This window comes from Kitasatospora sp. NPDC050543 (assembly GCF_044457565.1).
Classification (GTDB): domain Bacteria; phylum Actinomycetota; class Actinomycetes; order Streptomycetales; family Streptomycetaceae; genus Kitasatospora.
The window spans coordinates 24,158-43,712 of sequence record NZ_JBITGZ010000028.1 but is presented as its reverse complement, the minus strand read 5'-3'; the positions used below and the strand labels follow the sequence as shown (position 1 = coordinate 43,712).

Sequence of the window (19,555 nt, the reverse complement as noted above, 5' to 3'; positions counted from 1 at the left end):
ATCCTGGCCACCACTCGCTCCGGGATGACGGTGGCGCCGCGCAGGCTCGGCGTGACGGGTTGCGGGGTCATCGGCGCCGGTCCTCTGATCGGGGTCAGCGCCAGTCCCTGACGTCCTCGCCCTCCAGGAGGCGCCCGATGACGAGGCCGACCACGCCGAGGACGAGGACGAGGAGAAAGGCCCAGAAGCCTCCGAAGTATCCGGCGAATCCCAGTGCCATTCCCGCGAGCAGACCGAGTGCGGCTGTGCTCATCTCACATGCTCCTTGTTCGGTGTCGCCCGGGTCGCCCGAATCACGGCGGGGTGCGGACAGCGGCGGGGGCCGGGCGGCTGCGGGTCAGGCGACGCGGCTCTCGGTGTCGTCGTCCTCGTCGGGGAGGTGGACGTCGTCGACGGCGATGTTCACCTCCACGACCTCCAGGCCGGTCAGGCGTTCCACAGCCGAGATGACACTGACGCGCACGTCGCCCGCCAGGTCGGTGATGGGGACGCCATACTCGACGACGACGACGAGGTCGACGGCGCCCTGGCGCTCGCCCACCTCGACCTTCACCCCGCCCCGGACGCTGGCCCGTCCGCCACCCGGAACGCGTTCACGTACCGCGCCCAGGGTGCGGGACATCCCAGCGCCCAGCGCGTGGATGCCGGCAACGTCCCGTGCGGCGGTGCCCGCGATCTTCTCCACGACACCGTCCGCGATGGTCGTCCTCCCCCGCTCCTCGGGCACCCGGTCCGCGCCGGCGCGACCCTGCAGGCCGTCGCCTGCCGCGCGCCCGTCGCCCTGCGGGAAGCTGCTGGACGTGTCCGTCATGGCAGGCCTCCTCGACCTCGCTCGGTGCGAACCCGTCCCGGGCCGCCGAACAGTTGGACGCCGCCCCCACGCAATCCTCACGATCCTCACGCCCTCGGCATGATTGCTCGCATCACGGACAGACGAAGAGACGAAGGAGGGGGTGTACACAGCATCGGCAACCGGACAGCATGATGAGCACAGCAGAACCTCACACCACCGCCACCGCCACCGGCGTCCGCGAGCGACCTCCCCCGCCTCACGCCCGACGCGGCCACACGGCCGCGCCCGGGCGCTTCCCGTCCCCGTCCACCGCGACCCGCCCGGACCGCACCGGCTCGGTCAGCGACCAGCTCCTCGCGGTCCGCGCGGCGGAAGGCGATGACGACGCCTTCGCCGTCCTGGTAGGCCGCCACAGCGCCGTCCTCCTCACCCTCGCCCGGCACCTGACCGGCAACCGGCAGGACGCCGAGGACGTTGTCCAGGAGTCCCTCCTCAGCGCGTGGAGGCGACTGCCGGACTTCCGGGGCGACGGCGCGTTCCGCACCTGGCTCTACCGCATCGTCACCAACCGCTGCCTCAGCTTCCTGCGCAGCCGTCCCGTGGCCGCCGTCCCCCTCGACGTCCGGCCCGAACCCGCAGCCTTCCCGGCGCGCGGAGCGCCGGAGCAGGCCGCCGAGGCCCACGCCGCAACACGCGCACTCGCCCACGCACTGGCCGGCGTCGACCCCGGCCAGCGGGCCTGCTGGATCCTGCGCGAACTGCACGGCATGCACTACGGCGATATCGCACGAACGCTCGGTGTCAGCGAGCAGACGGTGCGCGGCAGACTGTTCCGCGCACGCCGATCCCTGGCGGAGGCGATGGACCCATGGCGCTAGAACACCACGCGCCCCGCGCAGCCCACCCGACATCGCCCGGGCTCGGCACCGGCCGCAACCCGGGCAGTCCCGATGACCCCGATGACCCCGACGACGCCGCGGCCGAGTCCCGAAGCCCCCGCCCGGCAGCTCTCCACACCCGAGCCGGGTGGGCAGACGCAAAGCTGCGCCAAGTGCTACGGAGGAACCATGTCCACCGACGCCATTGTTCTGCTCAAGGACGACCACAAGGAGGTGCGCCGCCTGTTCCGGGCGTTCGAAGCCGCGGACGAGGACGCCACGGAGGTCAAGGCAGACCTCGTGAGCAAGATCGTGGAGGCGCTGACGGTCCACACCTTCATCGAGAACGAGGTCATGTACCCGGCAGTCCGCGAACGCGTTCCAGCCCTGGAGCGGGACATCCTGGAGTCCTTCGAGGAGCACCACGTCGCTGACCTCCTGTGCGCCGAGCTCGACGTGATGGAGCCGGACGACGAGCGCTTCGACGCGAAGGCAACCGTGCTCATCGAGAACGTCGGGCACCACATCCAGGAAGAGGAGCACGACTGGTTCCCGAAGGTGCGAGACGCCCTGGGCCGCACAGAACTCCAGGAGATCGGGGCCCGCATGCTGGAGGCCCGCGCCACAGCGCCCCGCCGGCCCGAACAGCCGAGCTCACTCAAGAAGGCCGCCGACGCGATCTTCCGCTGACCGCAGGACAGGCCCGGACAGCATGGTCGCGTCACCGAAGGCGGGCGCCACCTCCGTCGGATGCGGGCGGGGGTGCGTCGGCCCTCTCGTCGTCGTGGCGTGGCATGAGGCGGCGAGGGCCCGCTGGCTGACGCCGGGGGCTCGCGAAGTCAAACGGGCGCCCGGCGTGCCACCCTGGCGCGCTCTTGCCGGGTTGGCGGGGTTGAGACAGGATCGGGGTTGCCCGGTCGGTGGTAGCCGGGATCGAGGGGAGACCGCTGTGGGTGAGCACGAGAAGCCGACGCCGGATCCGGGTCAGGGGACGCCGCCTCCCGGTAACTCCGATGGTCAGGTCCCTCCTCCACCGCCCGGTGACGGCAAGCACAAGAAGTAGAGCGGCCGATCGTGACGGTGATCGGCTCGGCCGACCTGACCAGCTGGCGGGCCCACCTGGAAGCGGCGATGGACGCGCGCGGCGCCTGGCCGCGACGGTCCCCCTGGATTCGCGACGCCGTGACCGCACTGCCCCGTGACCGCTTCGCGCCAGACCGGCTGTGGCGATGGGACGGGCACACGTACGTGCCGGTGGACCGGTACGGCGACGGCGAGATGTGGGCGCGGGAGCTGTACGCCGGCCTCGACGACGCCGCAGTGACCCAAGTGACCGACGGGCTGGCGACATCGAGCCTCTCCAGCACCGGCGTCGTGGTCGACATGCTCGACTCGCTGCTGCTGGAGCCCGGCCACCGCGTCCTCGACCTCGGCACCGGCTACGCCTGGAACGCCGCCCTCGCCGCGCACCGAGCGGGTCCGGGCCAGGCGACGAGCGTCGAGGTGGACCCCGCCCTGGCGGCCGCCGCTCGGGCACGCCTGCGGCGGGCGCAGTTGGAGGTGCACGTCGAGGTCGGCGACGGTTTCGCCGGCTGGACTGCCCGTGCACCGTACGACAGGGTGATCGCGACCTACGCCGTCGAGCGCGTGCCGTGGGCGTGGATCGAGCAGTGCGTCCCGGGTGGACGGCTCGTTACCCCCTGGGGTCGGCTCGGGCACGTGGCCCTCACCGTCGCCGACGACAAGTCACAGGCCACAGGGTGGATGCAGGGCCTGGCGCAGTTCATGCCCTCTCGTGACCAGAGCGGGCCCGCCCCGGCATTCCGCGATGTGCGCGGCCTGGCCCCCGCCGAGCGCGAGAGCCTCCTCAGCCGGGATCTGGAGCCGCTGCACGCGGACTGGGACCTGCTGTTCACCCTACGAGTGGCCCTTCCGGACGTTCTGATCACCACGTCGGTCGACGAGGACGGCACCAGTGCCTGGCTCCACGACCGGCAGGCGTCCTGGGCCTCGCTGTCCGCCCGGTCAGGTGGCGATGTCCTCGTCCATGAGGGCGGCCCCCGCCGACTGGCGGACGAGCTCGATACGGCCTGGAAAGCCTGGGTCGAACACAAGCAGCCCGGTGTCTACGACTACGGCATGACCGTCCGGCGCGACGAGCAGTACGTGTGGTGCCACGATCCCGACTCCGGTCCGCGCTGGCCCGCCTCGACCACCTGACCTTCCCTGCCCACCGCGCACCTCGTTGAGGGGCGTCACCGTGACCGGAGACCTTCTCCGACGACGTCGTGGCCGCCGCGATGATCGGCCGCCTCGTCCACCACGCCGTCCACACCCTCACCGTCGGCTCCTCCCGCGCCCGCCGACGACGCGGACTCCCCGACAGGGAGAACCGCGTCAACCGCGACTCCGCCGGCCGGCGTTCGGGCCCCTGTCCCGGCAGCGTTGCGCCGCCACCACCCGGCCACCCGGGGCATGGACGCCGGCCCGGGCCGGGGCATGGCCGGTCTCGCCCGAATGATCGCATCAGGACGGGGTGGACAGGCGTGGACAGGAGAGGACACTCACCGCCTCTGCCGGGCCTGGAGAGTGGACACCGTCCCGCACGAGACTGTGCCCCATGAACCTCCGACGCACGCGGCCGGGGAAGGCGCCGCCCGCCGCATTCCGCAACGAGACGAATCCTCATGACTGACGTCGCATCAATTCCGTCACCCTGGCGCCGGTCACCCAGCTCCGGGCGCGGTGACCTCCGCGGGGCTGATCCTGACCCTTGAGGAGGAACTGCTCAGGGATTTCGACCACCAGTCGTCGAACGGATCGAGCCCCTTTGACCTCAGCCAGCGGCCCGCTGTGACCATCCCCCACCCAGCCGTACGCATCCGCTGACCCATCACCGGACACACCATCACCCGAAGGAGTCTCACCATGAAGTTCAGCCCGCCCCGTGCCATGACCGCGCTGATCGGTGCCACGGCCGTCTGCGCCGCGCTCGGCACCACTGCCGCCGCCGCGCAGCCCGCCGAACGGTGTCTGCCGAAGGCCGTAACCGCCTGGGCCGCCGCTTGGAACGGCACCGACCCCCAGGCGCTCGGCGCCCTGTTCACCACCGATGGCACCTACACCGACCAGGCCGTGGGCGTCACCTTCCACGGCCGCCAGGAGATCGCCGGCTGGAAGGCACGCGCCGACAACCTCATCGACAACGTCCAGGTCACCGTCCGGGCCGTGTACCGCGACGGCGACCACATAACCATCAAGGCCGTCTACTCCGGCCATCTCAAGGGCGCGCCCAAGCCCTTTGCCGTGCCGATGGCCACTCTCCTCGACCTCGACAACCACCAGCGGATCGCCTCCGACCAGGACTACTACAGCCTCAACGCCGTCCTCGCCCAGTCCGGTCTGCCCGCCGACTGGGCCCCGCCCACCCACTGACCCTGACGGCCGTTGGATGGGGTGTGCGGGGTCCGGGCCGCAGGCGAAGTCGTCGGCGGGTGACCGGTCGTCGGACCGGATCGCGTCGGGAGTGCCGGCCCGGGTCTCCCCCGCCCCCGAGTTGATCGATGAGTTGGTAGCGGAACGCGGTGCGTCGAGCGGCGCTACCGGCTGCTGGGTGGCTCGGGTCGTCACTCGCCCCCGTCCGGACGTAGCCCGGCCCGGCCAGCGCAGGCCGGGCCGGGCCGTCGCCGAGGCCGTCCGGCTCGCCGGGCCGGTCAGAGCGCCGCCGGACGCGAGGAGCCGAATTCAGGAAGCGCCGTCAGGCTTCGGTCCTCTTCTCGAGGCGGCTGCCTCGCGGCATGGTGACGGACATGATCTGGCTGGGGACGTCCAGGGTGATGCGATGCCATCGTCCTCGCGGCACGATGACGGCGGTTCCAGCCGTCAGCTTGATCTCCTCCGCCTCTTCGCCCGGGTGTTCCGGACGGAAGCACAGGCGTATCCCGCCGGCGAGGCACGAGACGACTTCTTCCGCGTCGGGGTGGACTTCCCAGTGGTCGGCGTGGACGTCGGCGTCGGTCTCCACGCGGAAGGCCATCAGCTGCCAGCCGTCCCGCTCGGGGTCGAACACAGGCTGCTCGGCGTGTGCCTGGCCGTCCTGGTGAAGGTGGAGAAAGGAGGCGAAGAGATCGATCGGGGTGACAGTCATACCGGGACGTCCTTCCTGCGGTGGTCCTGCATACCGTGGGTGGTGGGCACGGGGGTGACCGGCCTGGTCGGCCGCGACCGCCTCACTCGGCCAGGGCACGGCGCAGGGTTGCGCCGAGTTCGGCGATCTGCCGCTGAGAGACCTCGGCGGACAGGATCGCCTGCGACCCGTGGAATGTGCCGGACCACTGGTGCAGCTCGACCGACACGCCGGCCTGCAGCAGGCGCAGCGCGTAGGTGATGCCTTCGTCGCGACTCGGGCAGAATTCCGCGGCCGCGATGTAGGCGGGTGGCAGGCCGGACAGATCGGCGGCACGTGCCGGGGCGGCGTACGGCGTGGCGGGCGTGGAGCCCAGGTAGTGCCGCCATAGTGCGGTGACTTTGTCATGGTTCATCCAGGGCGTTTCGGTGAAGTGCCGCGCCGACCAGGTCTCCTGCCGGTCGTCGAGCCCCGGCTGGTTGAGCAGCTGGTAGCGGATCGGCGGCCCCTGCTGGTCACGCGCGCGCAACGCCACCGCGTCCGCGAGCCCCGCGCCGGCACTGTGACCTCCGACCGCAATCCGTTCCGGGTCGATGCCGAGCTCGGCTGCGTGCTCGGCGGCGTTGGCCCTGCTCGCGCAGGTGCCCCCGGACACCGCGCGGGACAACGCCGACGTGGTCGCGATCGCCCGTATCGCCGGCAACCCGGAAGAGCTGGAGACCCTGGACGCCTACTGCGCCACCGGCTCGCTGCGCCGGGCCGCTGACCTTCTCCACCTGCACCACAGCAGCGTCGCCCGCCGGCTCGAACAGGTCGCAAAGACCCTGGGCATCGAACTCACCGAACCCACCGGACTGGTACGGGCCAGGCTCGCCCTCACCGCATGGCAGTTGCTCAACGACTGAGGAACGCACCTCGGCACCCAGGGGCACCCGACCCAGCCGGTTGTGAGTCAGCGCTTCCGCCGGCCCCCTCTGTCAGCTGCGGATGCCGGTCGAAGTCGGCCGTGCGGGCCAGAGCCATCAGCACGTTCTCCTTGGCGGGCTACCGCGCGGCTGCCGGCGCGAGCGCCAGCAGCGTCTTGCCGGTCGTGGCGCGGGACTCGATGGCGGCGTGGGCGTCGGCCGCGCGGTCGAGGGGAAGGCGAAGGCCGATCACCGGGCGCAGGCGTCCGGCGGCGGCCTCGGCGAGGACCAGCTCGGTGGCCCGACGGACGGCCCCGGGTGTCGGCCGCAGCCCGAGCAGGGTCACCCCGCGGGCCTCGGCCTCCTCCTCCGGGATGCCGGACCACTCACCACTCGACAGGCCGAAGCTGACCATCCGTCCGCCCCGGGCGAGCAGGCCGAAGGCGGCCCGCCCGACGGCGCCGCCGACCCCGTCGAACACCACGTCCACCGGGTCGGTCCCCTCCGCCCAACCGGACGCGCGGTAGTCCACGGCCTCGGCCGCACCGAGCTCCCGGGCGAGCGCGAGCTTGCCGGGCCCGCCGGCGGCCGCGACGACCGTGGCACCGGCCGCCACGGCCAGCTGGACCAGCAGGCTGCCGACCCCGCCCGCGGCTGCCTCGACCAGGACCCGGTCGCCCGGACCCGGCCCGGCGGCGTCGATCAGCATGGCGGCGGTCCGCCCGTCGGCGAGCAGCGCGACGGCCTCGTCCAGCGCCAGCCCGTCCGGGACGGCGAACAACCCGTCGGCCGCCACGGCCACCCGCTCCGCGTAACCCCCGGACCCGCCGGTGCCGGTCACCACCCTCCGTCCGAGCAGCCCCGCGTCCACACCCGGGCCCACCTGCGCGACCACTCCGCCCACACCGTTGCCCGGGATCATCGGCAGCTCCGCCCGGAACGGACCCCGCCCGCTCGCCCGGAACTGGGTCTCCACGAACGTGATGCCGGCGTACGCCACCTCCACCAGCACCTGTCCGGGCCCCGGAACCGGATCCGGCGCCTCCCCGGCGACCAGCACCCCGGGTCCGCCGAACTCCCGCAACCACACCGCGCGCATGACTCTCCCTCGTGATCGGCCCGCTCCGTGCCTCGGAGCGCGTACGGCCATCCTGGAACTTCACGTCCACTTGATGTCAAGCCGGAGCAGCAGCCGTCCACAGGGCGTTCTACAGGTCCGCGCAGACCAGCATCATCAAGGACGGACCCAGCCGCGACTTCCAGCTCAAGATGCGTGCCGGGGCTGCCGCCACGTCCAAACGCTGATCGCCTTGGCACGCCGGAAGGTCAACGAGCTCTGGGCTCCCTGCGCGACGGGCGGCAGTTCACCCCGTCCCAGCCGGTTCCGCAGGCCGCTCGACTCGGTCATTGAAACTCACCGGTCTCAACCCCCATCCGCCGGCCAGATGCCCTCCCGGAGGGTGCCGCGCCTGGTCGGCGAGGCCGGCGGCCGGCGGGCGAACGACTCGTCGCCCCAGGCCGGGGCGGGGGTTATCCGGCCGGGGGCCACCCCTCGGGCGGCCGTCCGGATGGTTCGTCATGGAATCACTCGCAACCCACCAGAACGGCGAGCCCCACAGTGTGCAGAACGTTCGAATGGAAATGACCGAGAATAGTTAGCCTACGGTGGACTCGATTGACCGCGGCAGTGGCAGTCGAGATACTGATCGGGCACGACGCAACCGGAGCTTGTTGCGAAGTGGACTCCCGATTCGATATTCCATTCGGCTGAGGAGAATCCGTGATCTCGAAAGCGAAGAAGGTAGTGAGTTCCGTGACCGTGGCGTTCGCGGCAGCGGCCGCGTTCACCGTGGCCGTGCCGTCCGGCAACGCCTTCGCCATCGACCACATCCCCTGCAAGGGCGGGGAGAACTTCCTGAAGATCTGGTCGCACAACGGAGGCGACCAGAGTGTGGACTGCTACGCGAACGGGGGCCGGACCTCCTTCGGCGGCTGGTGGGTCGACCGGATCTACACGGGGAACAACGACCTTATCTACTACGACGCCAACGGTGACTCGGTGAAGATCCCGCGGTGGACCGACATCTCGTTCCCGAACCGCCCGCCGAAGGTCGACTCCATCGAAATCCTGTGACGAACCGGCGGAGCGGACACCGGGCGAGAATTCACCTGATCTCCTGCCGTGGATACCGTCGCCATTCCGGGCGGGACCGAACTTTCCGTGACGTGAATTCGCCCACGCCGACTCACCAGGGCGGCGTCATTCAGAGGATCTGTCCGTTTTGATCACGTGATGCCCAGCAAGGTGAGCGGTCGGGTGGCGTCGCGGGCGTGACGGCGGAGTCCCGCGGCGATGCTGGCGTGACCGGTGAGCAATGAGCGGGCAGGCACGGTCTTCCCTCGCGGTGGTCAGGAACTCGACACCTCGTGATCACCCGGAAGCCGTGCCTGCCCTCGTTCCACCCCCGTCCCCGAACTCCGCGCCCACACGGGCCGCCTGCATCGGCGTCAACACGGACAGAGCAGTCACCGGTAGCGGCCGCTGACACGTTCCCAGCGGTTGTCGCCCGCCACGATGTCGTGCAGGCCCTGCAGATACCGCCGCACGTCACGGCGCCCGTCCTCCGTGAGCAGCGCGTCCCAGTCGCCGACCTGCTCCTCAAGGACCAGGACCCGCTCGAACCGTGCGTGCACCACACCGCGCAGGCGCTCGAAGGCCTGAGCACGGGTGAGCCCCTCGTGCCTCTCCGCGATCAGCAGCATGCTGTTGCCGCCCTCGCCGGTCTGGGCCTCCTTGCCTGCCGAAGTCAGGTCGTTGGTGCAGGCGATGACGTCCGCGAGACAGTCGCGAATCTCGGCGAACAACGGGGAGTGCCACACCACGGGTGGGACCTCGAAGTCCCCCACCGGTTCGACCATGTCGAAGATCGTGTATGAACCCCGCCGAACACCCGGACCGCGCCCGCCGGTTGGGTCGGCGCGCTCGGCGGCGGCATCGAAGGCTCCATGGGACTTCCGTTGTTCGGCGCCGTGACCTCGTAGCCCACTTGACCCGAGATCTGATTAGGTGCCATATTACTTCTCGTGACCCAGCATCCCGACACCGGCCTCATCGCCCCCACCCTCGACCAGGCCCGCCGCCAGATCGCCCGCTACGGCCTCACGGCCGACCCGCAGGCGGTCCTGGTCGCGGCGCGGTTGATGGCGGCCGGCGCCCGGATCGGCCAGGCCGGCGAGGTGCACTTCGGCCGCTTCGGCCTCTCCACCGGCCGCTACCGACTGCTGGCCGACCTGGAGGACCACGGCGGCGAGAAGTCGCCTTCCCAGCTCGCGGCGAGCCTCGGCGTCTCCCGGGCGACCGTGACGGGCCTGGTCGACGGCCTGGAGCGGGAGGGTCTGGTGGCCCGCCGACCCTCCACCGAGGACGGGCGCGGCAACGTGGTGATCCTCACCGCGCGCGGCGCCGACAAGCTGCGCGACCTGGCGCCAGAACACTTCACCCGAATGCAGGCACTGGTCGGCGGGCTCTCCCCGGAGGAACGCACCACCTTCCTCAACCTGCTGGCCCGGGTGGTCGCGGGCATCGACGCGCTCACCGAGGACTGACCCCACTCAGGCGGGCCGATAGCCGGCCCGCCTCCCTTCAAGCCCAATAGTTAGGCACCTAAGCACCTAGCAGAGAGGACAACCCATGAGCAAGAAGGCTCCTGGTGCTCCCCCGCCCTTCGTCCTGTGGCGCGAGGTCCTGGTCGCCTACGCCATGCCCGCCGTGACGGCCGGTCTGGGCGGAGCCCTCACCCGGCAGCCGCAGCTGGTGGCGGCGGCGCTCACCACCATCGGCGGCACCTCCGCCCTGGTGGCCGCCGCCCTCGGCGCCACGCTGCGGCGTCGTCCCGTCGGCACCCGGCCCGCCCGGACCCCGCGCTCGCTCGCGGCCGCCGCTCTGGGCCTTGCCGCCGCGGCGCTCGGCCTGGCCCTCGGCCTCGCCGCCGCCCGCTGGCTGCCGCAGGTCCCGGCCCTCGCCCACAGCCCGTGGCCACGTCGGCTGCCCGTCGACCTGCCGGTCTCCTCGGCGATCGCGGCCACCATCACCACCTGGCGCTGGCGCGGCAGCCGCCCGACCCGCGCACCGGAGGCCCACCTCCCCACCGCACCCCGACCCGAAAGGCAGACGTCATGATCGTCATCATGGGCGCCGGTGGCGCCACCGGCGGTGCCACCCTGCGCAGCCTCGCCGCTCTCGGCGCACCGAGCCGCGCCCTGAGCCGCGACCCCGCCCGCCTGGCCGCCGCACTCGACGAGCACACGCTCGCCCGGACCGCGCCCCTCCCGGCCGACGCCGCCGACCCGGAGTCCCTGCGGGCGGCCTTCCGCGGCGCGGACCAGCTCTTCCTCACCATGGCCAACGGCCCGCACCAGGTCCGGTACGAGCTGAACGCGATCGAGGCGGCCGTTGACTGCGGCCTGGGGCACATCGTCAAGGTCTCTGCGCCCGCCGCAGAACCGGACTCCCCCGTCGCCGTCTCTCGCGGCCACCATCTGGTCGAGGAGCGGCTGCGGTCCACCGGCATCACCACCACCATCCTGCGGCCGTACGCCTTCATGCAGAAGCTGCTGCTCCTGGCGCCCGGCATCGCCGCCGCCGGGGTGGTGCACGGCGCGACGGGCCAGGCCCGGTGCAACTACGTGGACGTCCGGGACATCGGGGACGCCGCGGCCGCGGTCCTCACCCGCCCGGAGGTGACCGGCGGCACGTACCCACTCACCGGCGGGCAGGCCTACAGCCACCCGGAACTCACCGCACTGCTGGGCGAGTTGCTCGACCGGCCGATCCGCTACCTCGACCTCGGCCCGTCCGAGCTGCACGCCCACCTGGTTGGCCGGGCCGGGATGCCGGACTGGCTGGCCACCCACGTGGTGGAGATCCAGCAGCTCGCGGTGGTCCGCAAGGAGACACCGGACGACACCTTCCTCCGCCTCACCGGGCACGCCCCGCGCACCCTGGGAGCCTTCCTCGGCGAGAACCTGCACCGGTTCCGCTGACCGCCCGGCAGAACGGCGGGCCGGGCCCGGCCCGGGACGCCCGGCCCGCAAGATCCGGCCCGCCCCCGGAGGGAGCAGCATTCACTGTCTCCGGAGCGCGAAGGGCCAATGCGCACTGGACGACCACCAGGTCCGGCGCCCGCCCGCGCCACAGCGCGATCACGACGCGGACGAGGGAATACGACACGGTCCGAATACGCGCCTGTTACCAGCTGTCCGAGCCGATCTCACCGCCGGCCGGCGCACCACTCCCCCAGCGCGGCAGCACCGCCCTGCGGTGGGCGGGGTCGGCGGGGTTGGCGGGGTTGGCGGGCGCTTCGGTGCGCCCCACCCGCGTCTGCATGTTGCCGTTCGCAGGGGGAATGCAGGTGCCCACAGCTCATCGGCCCAAGAGGGAAGAAGGTGGCGGGATGAACACCACACTCGTCCGGCGAAGGATTCGACGCCGGATCGCCGCAACGGCGGGCGCGCTGGCCCTCTCCGCGAGCGCGCTCGTCATGTCGGCCGCGTCGCCGGCGCAGGCCACGCGCTACTGCGACCAGGGCCTCGAGGTCGTGGGCGCCATCGAGCATACGTATGTCACGCACCTGGGCGGCCCGGGCGGGGTGCTCGGCTGTCCTGTCTCCAACGAGCTGACGAACCCGGACCAGTTCGGACGGCGGTCGGAGTTCGAGCGGGGGATGATCTACTGGTCTCCGCGCAGTGGGGCCTTCCCGGTATGGGGGGCGCTCGGTGAGTGGTGGGCTGGGCAGAGGTACGAGACGGGCTGGGCGGGCTACCCAACCTCGTTCGAGTACACGGTGGGCAACGAGATCCGCCAGAACTTCCAATGCGCGGTGGCCCACTTCCAGGCCGGTCCCGCAGGCTCGTACCAGACCTGGGGGGACCACACCTGCGTCTGACCTGAACGCCGCGGGCGCCCTGGCGGGTACTCACATATACGCGCAGGGCCCGCCGGGGTTGTTCTTCCGGCGGGGCCCTGCTGTTGGGTCTGCTACTGGGTGGTGGCTTCGATGTCCTGGTCCGTGGCCACGGGCGTCTCAGTGTCGGGGGTGGTCCGGTCCTCGGGGGTGGTCCGGCCGCCGCGTACGACGGACAGCAGCCGGCGAGCGCGCCTACGAGCTTCCCGGGTCACCGACGCCGCCGACCACACCCAGGACATGACCTACACCGGCGGCAAACGGCCCCGCACCAGCTCGCGTACCGCCCCTCCGCGTAGAAGCAGTCTCCACGCTCGCGGCTCGCGCGCCGCCTGCACCACCAGGTCCAACTGCCCGATTTCGAGGAGAGATCCCACCGTCAGCGGGGGATTCCGCCGTAGTACTGCACCTGCCACACGAGATCGTCAACGTTCACACGTGCGGCCCAGGAACCCCCACTGACACAGCGCCGGCGACCGCCCTCAACCAAGCGGGTGGGCCAGCCCTGCCCGCTCAGGGCCTGCGGTTCGGTCCATGCCAGTCTGCTGCCGTAGGGATCTCGTGGTACCCAACAGCCGTTCCGCCGCCGTCCGGCTGGGCCGGGACCTCAACCGCCGCTGTCACGCGAGCAACTCGGCGAGCAACTCGTCGGTCGCTGCTCCTCCATCAGGCGTACAGACAGGTGGGGCTGCAGGGCTCCGACGTGTCCTCGACGGCCGCGCAGACGACGCAGTCCGCCGTGTCGAAGTTGTCGAGGGCCAGGTTGCTGATGTCGAGGCCGCAGATGCTGCGGTTGGGGATGCAGCAGTAGACGTGGCTGAGGTCCTGGGCGAGACCGGATACGGGGGCGGGGGCGGTCATGGGCCGCGCGATGTCGGTGGTGGTCACTCCGTCTCCAGTGCGTAGCCGGTGCGACGGGGCTGGCCGGCCTTGGTGGTCGGACATTCGTGGAGCGCGGTGCGGAGGACTTCGCCGCGGCGTCCCCTGTTGAGGTGGAAGACTTCGGCGCGGTTCGGTCCGACGGCCATGATGCGGAGCCGGATGAGGGGGTTGCTGGGGCCGGCGGGGAGGCGATGGTAGCTCTGGTCAGGCTCGATGGCCATGCGTTGCTCCTTGGAGGGGGTCGGCCGTCGCAGTCGGCGTAACCGTCAGCGGTGCGGTGGGGGTGGATGCAGTCGGAGTGGTCGGGCTTGGTCTCGGCCGGTTCCCACTGGGCGCAGAGTCCGGTGTGACGCGGCCGCTCCCGCCCGCCGAACACCACGGCGCCCCACCCTGACTCACGCGCGGTGGGACGCCTCGCGTTCAGGCAGGGCCGACGAGACCGCCGGCCCGGCAATGAATCAAGGCTGCCCAGCCTGGTACGCCGCCTCGTACTTCTCCGCGGCCTGCTGCAGTAGTCGCACACCCAGTCGCAGCCCTTCTCGTCCCGGCCCGACCGGGGGTGGTGCAGCGCGAGGCCGCCGGCGTCGCCACCCGCGGCGCCACCGTGAGGGCTGACTCCTTCCGGGTCGCCCCTGCGACGCTCGGTCGCGCTTCTCAACGCCCTGCGCACCACCGTGTATCCGGGAGGCCGTCAGGAGGTCGAGACCTGAGCGCTTGCCGTCACCCGCTACGAGCGGACTGCCGAGGTGGTCGATGCCACGCGGCCGGCCGGCGACGATCAGGAGCTCGCCCAGCCCCGCATCGTCCTGGACGACCTCAGCGTGAAGAGCGCTGCCTGATGAACACCGTGTGAGGGTGATCCGGTCCTGGGATCGAATCACCCCGCCGGCCTGATCACCGATGTCACGCCCGCGTACGCCGATGGCCGGGTCCTTCACGTCGACGAGCGTGAGGGGACCGGCCATATCTGCGGTCAGCACCAGGTGATTTGCAGGGTCCGGTGATGATCCACGTCACGAACACGCGGGCCATGCCCTTGTGCGGCCGACGCACGAGGAGGGAGCCCGGAGCGGTCATGGACCGATTCTCCGGGGCTCCCCCACCACGATCAGGACCTGCCGGTGCCCGCTATCGGCGGCCCGTCGATGTGCCAGGCGTTCCAGTTCCCGTTCTGGCCACGGTCGCGGGACCACATGTGGTTGTAGTCACTACCGCGTGCAGTGATGGTGAAGGCGCCACCAATGGTCTGGCGGGTTATCTCGACCTTGCTCGTGAAATAGCCGCCCATGGAGGTCCATGAGCTCAGCTTGCCGGAGCTGCCAGTCGTCCAGCGCGTCCACACGGCGTGGTCGGTTCCGATCACGAAGATCTCGCTGGTGCCGTCCCGGAAGCCGAAGTACGTCCCGCCCTCACCGTAGTCACCGCCGCACAGGAAGGTACCGCCGAACTGCTTGTTGCTGCAGTGCGCGGGGGTGTCTCCGATGTCACCCGCCGACGCGGGAGCCGCGCTCAGCCCGATTCCGGCGAGGACGGCGGCGGCCGCGACGGCGGCCTTGATCTTGTTCATGTCTACTCCTGACTGGCCGGGACCGGGCCTCGTCAGCCGCACGGGGCACCCGGGCCGCAGCTCACCCGGCGCCCGCCCGGAGGGCCCTCATCGGTACCAACGGGAGCAGCAACCAATCGAGTTCATCGATCGCTCGTCCACCTAGCGGACCTGAGCCTTCACCGTGGGATGCGCGGCACCGCTGTCCGCGCCCAGGCCCGCCAGCAGGCGCAGCCCGTCCTCGGCGGGGCTGCCGGGGGCCGCGGACAGCACGAGCAGTTCCGTGCCTGATTGGTCCGGTAGTGCGAAGTTCTCCTGATGCAGTTCCAGCAGTCCGACCAGCGGGTGCCGGTACGCCTTGCGTCCGTGTGTGCGGGCGCGCACGTCCGCGCGGGCCCAGAGGCGGCGGAAGCGCTCGCTGCCCATCGCCAGCTCGCCGATGAGCGAGGCCAGGCGGGGGTCCTCGGGGTATTTGCCGGCGGCCAGGCGCAGGTGGCCGACCACGTCGAGGGTGCATTGCTCCCAGTCCGCGTAGAGGCCGCGCTCGGCCTCCTCAAGGAAGATGTGCCGGGCGGTGTTCAGGCCCGGTATCGGCCGGCCGTAGAGGAGCGCGGCGAGGCGGTTCCCGGTGAGCACGTCCAGGCGGTGGTCCATGATCAGCGCGGGTGCGTCGGCGACCAGGTCGAGGACGCGCAGCAGCTCCGGCCGGACCCGCCCGCCCGGCGCCTTCGCGCGGCGGCGGCGCTGCCGGGCGAGCCGGTAGAGGTGCCCGCGTTCGGTCTCGTCGAGGCCGAGGACGCGGGCGAGCGCGTCGAGGACCTGCTCGGAGGGCTGGGTCGCGCGGCCCTGCTCCAGGCGCACGTAGTAGTCGACGCTGACTCCGGACAGGTGCGCGACCTCTTCGCGGCGCAGCCCTTCGACCCGGCGGCGGCTGTCGGTGGGGATGCCGACGGCCGCCGGGTCGACCCGGGAACGCCGGGTCCGCAGGAATCCCGCAAGATCGTCCATTCCCCCAGTATGGCCGCGCTGCCGCTCGTGAAGGTGGTCCTGCCGATACCAGGAAGTCCCGTCCGACGGAAGTGGCGCCCCTGAACACCGGGCGCCGCGGCGGGCAGAGTCGAAGGCATCCGATCCGAAGGAGTTCCCATGAAGACGCTGATCGTCCACGCCCACCCGGAGCCGAAGTCGCTCAACGGCTCGCTGAAGGACCTCGCGGTGTCCACGTTGGAGACCGCCGGGCACGAGGTACGGGTGAGCGATCTGTACGCGATGAACTGGAAGGCGGTCGTGGACGCCACGGACTACGGCCCCGACGCCTCGAGTCCGCTGAGGGTCGCCCGGGACTCGGGCCGGGCCTTCAACGCCGGAACGCTCACCCCGGACGTCCGAGCCGAGCAGGGGAAGCTGCTGTGGGCCGACACGATCATCTTCCAGTTCCCGCTGTGGTGGTACTCGATGCCCGCGATCCTCAAGGGCTGGGTGGACCGGGTGTTCACCTACCGCTTCGCGTACGGAGTCGGCGAGCACAGCGACACCAAATACGGCGAGCGCTTCGGCGAAGGCACCCTCGCGGGCCGGAAGGCCCTGCTGTCGGTGACCGTCGGCGGCCCTGAGTCGCACTACTCCGCTCGCGGGATCAACGGCCCCATCGACGACCTGCTGTTCCCGATCCACCACGGCATCCTCTACTACCCGGGCATCGAGGTGCTGCCCCCGTTCGTGCTGCACGGCACCGACCGGCTGACCGGCGAGGACTACCCGGACGTCGCCAAGGCCTGGGAGCAGCGCCTGCTCACCCTGGAGTCGACCGAGCCGATCGCGTTCCGGCGACAGAACTTCGGTGACTACGAGATCCCCTCGCTGCACCTGAAGGAGGGACTGGAGCCCGCGGGCCGCACCGGTTTCGGGCTGCACGTGCGCGGCTGACCGCCGACGACGGCCAGGACGAGCCGGGGCGCGAACCCGAGGAGCAGCCCGACGTGGTAGGCCACGTCGCCGCGGTGAGCCGCGCCGACTGGACCGCTGTCGGCGCCGAGTCGCTCACTGGCCGGGACCTGGCACGCCCTCGGGTGCCGGCACCACGCCCCGACGGCCGTGAGGCTGCCCGGCAAGCGGTCGCCCGCGTGATGTCGTCGCAGGTACGGCGGCATCACGCCGGCGGGACGCACGCGTGAGGATACAGACCCAGGGTTGAGCGCTCGGGATGGCGTGATCGCACCGGGCCAGGGCGGTGGACCGCCGCCGGCTGACTACAGAAGCGCCTCGGGTGGTTGTCACGCGCTGCCGCTGACCGGGCTGTCCGGTGCGTTGGGCAGGACGCGCAGCCCGCTGCGGGCAACCGCCGGCGCCGGGATTCGGCTCGTGAAGCCGGATCCGGAGTCGTTCGACCTCCAGGTGCCGGGCAGCGATGCGGGAGACGGCGAGGAGAGGGGAGCCCGTCAGGACCCCGTGCGTGACAGGTGCGCGGGTGGCACAGCCGCCCCGCGATGCTTGATGTTGACGGCCGAAGCCTTGGCCAGTGCCACGGGGTTCAAGAAGCGCAGCGGACCGATCAGGCGGGAGGCGAACAGATGCATGTGCCGCGCCGCCGATTCATCGCGCGCTGCCGCCGAGAACATCAGCCGCTCCAAGGTGTTGAACGGACGGGCAGTGGCGAAGTCGGCGGCCAGGTACTGGTGCCCGCGCAGCCTGCGCCGGTGCCTGCGTGCGTACATCGCGAGCGACCTGTTGAGGTCACCCCGGCCGGTTGCGGCCGAGGCGACCGCGTCCGCCAACCATTGCGCGGACTGCAGAGCCCACCCGCATCCCACTCCCCACAGGGGGTCGCCGGTCAGGGCGGCGTCGCCGATCAACGCGACCCCCGGTGCGGTCGGCTTCCTGCTGTGAAGCGGGTAGTTGACACTGCCGATGATCTTCGTGATGCGCTCGGCCGAGTCGATGGGCGGTGCCTCGGGCAGGGCCCGGACGAACTCCATGAAGCTGCCCTCCAGGTCCTCCCGGAAGGCCGGCAGCCGCTTCTTGTCCGGGAGCACCGCGATGACCGTCACCCCGTCGTCATTGGGAAACGCGTACGCCATGTCGGGCTCGAGGAACCAGGTTTGACCGACCCCGCCGTGCAGCGGAAGGTTTCGGAAGTGTGCGAGATAGCCGAACCGTGCGTTCTCGTACCGCCGAGCAGGCACCCCGGCTAGCTTCGCCACCGCCGAGTCCTTGCCATCGGCGCCGACCACCAGGCGGGCCCGGATCTCACGCTCGCCCTGTGATGTCGACGCGCGCACCCCCAAGGTTCGCCCGTCTTCCCGGACCAGCCCGGTCACCCGGTGGCCGAGGAGCAGATCGACGCCGGGGGTCTGCGCCGCACGGGACCTGATCAACGGGTCGAGGGTGCTGCGCCGAATGTTGTACGCGTACGGTAGCTCGGGGCCCGCCGGCGCCGCCCTCGGCTCGATCCACCCCCAGCGGGTGTACCAGCGGGCCTCGTTGCGGACGGCTCCCGCCTCCTCCAGAGCGGGGATGAGGCCGAGTTCGTCCAGCACCGGGTAGGCGCCGGCGTGGACGGAGTGGGTGCAGAGCACCTTGTACGCTTCGGGGTCCGAGCGGCGTTCCAGCAGTGCGACGCGGGCACCGCGTCGAGCGAGCAGGATCGCCGCGGCGCTGCCGGCCAGGCTGGCTCCGCTGATGACGACGTCGTAGTCGTATCCCGCGCTCTCAGGCTTGGTCATGTGCTGATCGCTCCCTTCGGGGTGTGGTGCCGTTCGTGGGAGTGGTGCAGTGCCACTCCTCTCAGGGAACATGAGCGGTTGTCAAGAGTTGTGGATCGGGTGAGGTGTGGTCAGGCTGCGGCGTCCCGGCCGCCTGGGTCACCGGCGACGAGGTCTACGGCGGCGACCCACACCTGCGTGCGGCCGGAGCACGCCTGGCAGCGGCCGTCAGCGGGAGCCAGGGCAAAGGCCCACCGCCTGCGATCTTGACCGTTCGCCAGGCGACTGCCCCGGCCGGTGCGGCGGATCATTCGGGGACCTCAGAGGAGAGCGGCCTCATGGATGACGGCAATTACCTGTTGGACGTCGAAGTGGAGAACATCCGCGACCACCTCTACCGGGCCGGAGGTACGAGAGCCCACCGACACCGGGGCCGTACGGCCCGACAGAGCGCCGGTGGTCACCAAGTGTGCGTGGGTCTCAGAAGTTGGGAGTGACTGGGTAGCCTGATCCGTACTCGTCAGCCGCGTGCGCGGTGGTCGGCGGGCAGCGTGCAGGCGGCTGCGGGGCGCGGCAGGGGCTTTCGGGCGAAGGGGACGTTCGTGGAGCGGGATGCGCAGGGGGGAGGGGCGAACGGGGGATGGGGAGACCAACAACCAGTTCTCGGGGGTCGGCGGACCCGTCGTCCTGGGGCGGGACTTTCCTGGCGGCGTCACAATCAATACGTTCGTCGATCCGCCGGCCAGGGCGACCGGGGACGC

At 71.1% G+C, this 19,555-nt stretch carries 24 protein-coding genes; 11 read left to right on the top strand and 13 right to left on the bottom strand.

Going from position 1 to position 19,555, the window contains the following annotated elements:
• Positions 1-94: 94 nt before the first annotated feature.
• On the bottom strand, positions 95-253 hold the full coding sequence (locus ACIBH3_RS27700; RefSeq protein ID WP_396314807.1) for a hypothetical protein: 159 nt from the start codon (positions 251-253) through the stop codon (positions 95-97).
• An 84-nt stretch (positions 254-337) separates the two neighbouring features.
• Complete coding sequence (locus ACIBH3_RS27695) at positions 338-811, bottom strand: Asp23/Gls24 family envelope stress response protein (RefSeq protein WP_396314806.1); 474 nt, start codon at positions 809-811, stop codon at positions 338-340.
• A 173-nt stretch (positions 812-984) separates the two neighbouring features.
• On the opposite strand from ACIBH3_RS27695, the gene ACIBH3_RS27690 reads away from it, so the two are divergent.
• The 4 genes from ACIBH3_RS27690 to ACIBH3_RS27675 all read left to right on the top strand — a co-directional run bounded on the left by ACIBH3_RS27690 (position 985) and on the right by ACIBH3_RS27675 (position 5,106).
• Positions 985-1,671, top strand: a complete 687-nt coding sequence (locus ACIBH3_RS27690; protein ID WP_396314805.1) for an RNA polymerase sigma factor — start codon at positions 985-987, stop codon at positions 1,669-1,671.
• A gap of 189 nt (positions 1,672-1,860) precedes the next feature.
• Positions 1,861-2,361, top strand: a complete 501-nt coding sequence (locus ACIBH3_RS27685) for a hemerythrin domain-containing protein (protein WP_396314804.1) — start codon at positions 1,861-1,863, stop codon at positions 2,359-2,361.
• A gap of 384 nt (positions 2,362-2,745) precedes the next feature.
• Positions 2,746-3,891: a methyltransferase domain-containing protein gene (locus tag ACIBH3_RS27680; RefSeq protein WP_396314803.1), complete on the top strand. Its 1,146-nt coding sequence runs from the start codon at positions 2,746-2,748 to the stop codon at positions 3,889-3,891.
• A gap of 708 nt (positions 3,892-4,599) precedes the next feature.
• Entirely contained in the window at positions 4,600-5,106 is a 507-nt protein-coding gene (locus ACIBH3_RS27675; RefSeq protein ID WP_396314802.1) for a nuclear transport factor 2 family protein, read from the top strand.
• A gap of 322 nt (positions 5,107-5,428) precedes the next feature.
• Here the strand turns inward: ACIBH3_RS27675 and ACIBH3_RS27670 are convergent, their stop codons facing one another.
• Together ACIBH3_RS27670 and ACIBH3_RS27665 are read right to left on the bottom strand one after the other, a co-directional pair.
• The gene (locus ACIBH3_RS27670; RefSeq protein ID WP_396314801.1) at positions 5,429-5,818 is read right to left on the bottom strand and encodes a cupin; all 390 of its coding nucleotides are present in this window, start codon (positions 5,816-5,818) and stop codon (positions 5,429-5,431) included.
• 82 nt (positions 5,819-5,900) lie between these two features.
• Positions 5,901-6,452: an alpha/beta hydrolase gene (locus tag ACIBH3_RS27665; RefSeq protein ID WP_396314800.1), complete on the bottom strand. Its 552-nt coding sequence runs from the start codon at positions 6,450-6,452 to the stop codon at positions 5,901-5,903.
• Here ACIBH3_RS27665 and ACIBH3_RS27660 point away from each other — a divergent pair.
• The gene (locus ACIBH3_RS27660; protein ID WP_396314799.1) at positions 6,439-6,702 is read left to right on the top strand and encodes a helix-turn-helix domain-containing protein; all 264 of its coding nucleotides are present in this window, start codon (positions 6,439-6,441) and stop codon (positions 6,700-6,702) included. The two genes, ACIBH3_RS27665 and ACIBH3_RS27660, sit on opposite strands and share 14 nt — an antisense overlap.
• A gap of 139 nt (positions 6,703-6,841) precedes the next feature.
• Here ACIBH3_RS27660 and ACIBH3_RS27655 read toward each other — a convergent pair whose 3' ends face one another.
• Positions 6,842-7,801 (bottom strand): zinc-binding dehydrogenase, encoded by a 960-nt coding sequence (locus ACIBH3_RS27655; RefSeq protein WP_396314798.1) that lies wholly within the window; start codon positions 7,799-7,801, stop codon positions 6,842-6,844.
• A gap of 681 nt (positions 7,802-8,482) precedes the next feature.
• On the opposite strand from ACIBH3_RS27655, the gene ACIBH3_RS27650 reads away from it, so the two are divergent.
• The gene (locus ACIBH3_RS27650; RefSeq protein WP_396314797.1) at positions 8,483-8,836 is read left to right on the top strand and encodes a beta/gamma crystallin domain-containing protein; all 354 of its coding nucleotides are present in this window, start codon (positions 8,483-8,485) and stop codon (positions 8,834-8,836) included.
• 392 nt (positions 8,837-9,228) lie between these two features.
• Here ACIBH3_RS27650 and ACIBH3_RS27645 read toward each other — a convergent pair whose 3' ends face one another.
• The gene (locus ACIBH3_RS27645; protein WP_396314850.1) at positions 9,229-9,630 is read right to left on the bottom strand and encodes a hypothetical protein; all 402 of its coding nucleotides are present in this window, start codon (positions 9,628-9,630) and stop codon (positions 9,229-9,231) included.
• A gap of 156 nt (positions 9,631-9,786) precedes the next feature.
• Between ACIBH3_RS27645 and ACIBH3_RS27640 the strand changes: the two genes are divergently transcribed.
• From ACIBH3_RS27640 to ACIBH3_RS27630, 3 genes are all read left to right on the top strand, one after another.
• Complete coding sequence (locus ACIBH3_RS27640; RefSeq protein ID WP_396314796.1) at positions 9,787-10,308, top strand: MarR family winged helix-turn-helix transcriptional regulator; 522 nt, start codon at positions 9,787-9,789, stop codon at positions 10,306-10,308.
• Positions 10,309-10,393: 85 nt separating this feature from the next.
• Entirely contained in the window at positions 10,394-10,882 is a 489-nt protein-coding gene (locus ACIBH3_RS27635) for a hypothetical protein (protein ID WP_396314795.1), read from the top strand.
• Positions 10,879-11,745: an NmrA family NAD(P)-binding protein gene (locus tag ACIBH3_RS27630; protein WP_396314794.1), complete on the top strand. Its 867-nt coding sequence runs from the start codon at positions 10,879-10,881 to the stop codon at positions 11,743-11,745. The genes ACIBH3_RS27635 and ACIBH3_RS27630 overlap by 4 nt, the downstream gene beginning before the upstream one ends.
• Positions 11,746-11,950: 205 nt before the next feature.
• On the opposite strand, the gene ACIBH3_RS27625 is transcribed toward ACIBH3_RS27630, so the two are convergent.
• Positions 11,951-12,076 carry a hypothetical protein gene (locus ACIBH3_RS27625; RefSeq protein ID WP_396314793.1) on the bottom strand — a complete coding sequence of 42 codons (126 nt, stop codon included), beginning with the start codon at positions 12,074-12,076 and terminating at the stop codon, positions 11,951-11,953.
• Positions 12,077-12,155: 79 nt separating this feature from the next.
• Between ACIBH3_RS27625 and ACIBH3_RS27620 the strand changes: the two genes are divergently transcribed.
• A complete protein-coding gene (locus ACIBH3_RS27620) occupies positions 12,156-12,647 on the top strand; it encodes an LGFP repeat-containing protein (RefSeq protein WP_396314792.1) in 492 nt (163 codons plus the stop codon).
• A 92-nt stretch (positions 12,648-12,739) separates the two neighbouring features.
• Here ACIBH3_RS27620 and ACIBH3_RS27615 read toward each other — a convergent pair whose 3' ends face one another.
• From ACIBH3_RS27615 to ACIBH3_RS27595, 5 genes are all read right to left on the bottom strand, one after another.
• Entirely contained in the window at positions 12,740-12,907 is a 168-nt protein-coding gene (locus ACIBH3_RS27615; protein ID WP_396314791.1) for a hypothetical protein, read from the bottom strand.
• Positions 12,908-13,331: 424 nt separating this feature from the next.
• Positions 13,332-13,553: a hypothetical protein gene (locus ACIBH3_RS27610; protein WP_396314790.1), complete on the bottom strand. Its 222-nt coding sequence runs from the start codon at positions 13,551-13,553 to the stop codon at positions 13,332-13,334.
• Positions 13,550-13,768, bottom strand: coding sequence for a hypothetical protein (locus ACIBH3_RS27605; protein WP_396314789.1), 219 nt, complete (start codon positions 13,766-13,768; stop codon positions 13,550-13,552). The genes ACIBH3_RS27610 and ACIBH3_RS27605 overlap by 4 nt, the downstream gene beginning before the upstream one ends.
• 887 nt (positions 13,769-14,655) lie before the next feature.
• Positions 14,656-15,114 (bottom strand): hypothetical protein, encoded by a 459-nt coding sequence (locus tag ACIBH3_RS27600; protein ID WP_396314788.1) that lies wholly within the window; start codon positions 15,112-15,114, stop codon positions 14,656-14,658.
• Positions 15,115-15,255: 141 nt separating this feature from the next.
• Complete coding sequence (locus tag ACIBH3_RS27595; RefSeq protein WP_396314787.1) at positions 15,256-16,101, bottom strand: helix-turn-helix transcriptional regulator; 846 nt, start codon at positions 16,099-16,101, stop codon at positions 15,256-15,258.
• Between the two features lie 138 nt (positions 16,102-16,239).
• Here ACIBH3_RS27595 and ACIBH3_RS27590 point away from each other — a divergent pair, with 138 nt between their 5' ends.
• Positions 16,240-17,019: an NAD(P)H-dependent oxidoreductase gene (locus ACIBH3_RS27590; protein WP_396314786.1), complete on the top strand. Its 780-nt coding sequence runs from the start codon at positions 16,240-16,242 to the stop codon at positions 17,017-17,019.
• A gap of 512 nt (positions 17,020-17,531) precedes the next feature.
• On the opposite strand, the gene ACIBH3_RS27585 is transcribed toward ACIBH3_RS27590, so the two are convergent.
• A complete protein-coding gene (locus ACIBH3_RS27585) occupies positions 17,532-18,815 on the bottom strand; it encodes an NAD(P)/FAD-dependent oxidoreductase (RefSeq protein ID WP_396314785.1) in 1,284 nt (427 codons plus the stop codon).
• Between the last annotated feature and the right edge of the window lie 740 nt (positions 18,816-19,555).

Bases quoted from the DNA above. Each gene is read 5' to 3' on its own strand.
- ACIBH3_RS27700 (WP_396314807.1), bottom strand. From the start codon at position 253: ATGAGCACAGCCGCACTCGGTCTGCTCGCGGGAATGGCACTGGGATTC.
- ACIBH3_RS27695 (WP_396314806.1), bottom strand. From the start codon at position 811: ATGACGGACACGTCCAGCAGCTTCCCGCAGGGCGACGGGCGCGCGGCA.
- ACIBH3_RS27690 (WP_396314805.1), top strand. From the start codon at position 985: ATGAGCACAGCAGAACCTCACACCACCGCCACCGCCACCGGCGTCCGC.
- ACIBH3_RS27685 (WP_396314804.1), top strand. From the start codon at position 1,861: ATGTCCACCGACGCCATTGTTCTGCTCAAGGACGACCACAAGGAGGTG.
- ACIBH3_RS27675 (WP_396314802.1), top strand. From the start codon at position 4,600: ATGAAGTTCAGCCCGCCCCGTGCCATGACCGCGCTGATCGGTGCCACG.
- ACIBH3_RS27670 (WP_396314801.1), bottom strand. From the start codon at position 5,818: ATGACTGTCACCCCGATCGATCTCTTCGCCTCCTTTCTCCACCTTCAC.
- ACIBH3_RS27655 (WP_396314798.1), bottom strand. From the start codon at position 7,801: ATGCGCGCGGTGTGGTTGCGGGAGTTCGGCGGACCCGGGGTGCTGGTC.
- ACIBH3_RS27635 (WP_396314795.1), top strand. From the start codon at position 10,394: ATGAGCAAGAAGGCTCCTGGTGCTCCCCCGCCCTTCGTCCTGTGGCGC.
- ACIBH3_RS27630 (WP_396314794.1), top strand. From the start codon at position 10,879: ATGATCGTCATCATGGGCGCCGGTGGCGCCACCGGCGGTGCCACCCTG.
- ACIBH3_RS27620 (WP_396314792.1), top strand. From the start codon at position 12,156: ATGAACACCACACTCGTCCGGCGAAGGATTCGACGCCGGATCGCCGCA.
- ACIBH3_RS27615 (WP_396314791.1), bottom strand. From the start codon at position 12,907: ATGTCCTGGGTGTGGTCGGCGGCGTCGGTGACCCGGGAAGCTCGTAGG.
- ACIBH3_RS27605 (WP_396314789.1), bottom strand. From the start codon at position 13,768: ATGGCCATCGAGCCTGACCAGAGCTACCATCGCCTCCCCGCCGGCCCC.
- ACIBH3_RS27600 (WP_396314788.1), bottom strand. From the start codon at position 15,114: ATGAACAAGATCAAGGCCGCCGTCGCGGCCGCCGCCGTCCTCGCCGGA.
- ACIBH3_RS27595 (WP_396314787.1), bottom strand. From the start codon at position 16,101: ATGGACGATCTTGCGGGATTCCTGCGGACCCGGCGTTCCCGGGTCGAC.
- ACIBH3_RS27590 (WP_396314786.1), top strand. From the start codon at position 16,240: ATGAAGACGCTGATCGTCCACGCCCACCCGGAGCCGAAGTCGCTCAAC.
- ACIBH3_RS27585 (WP_396314785.1), bottom strand. From the start codon at position 18,815: ATGACCAAGCCTGAGAGCGCGGGATACGACTACGACGTCGTCATCAGC.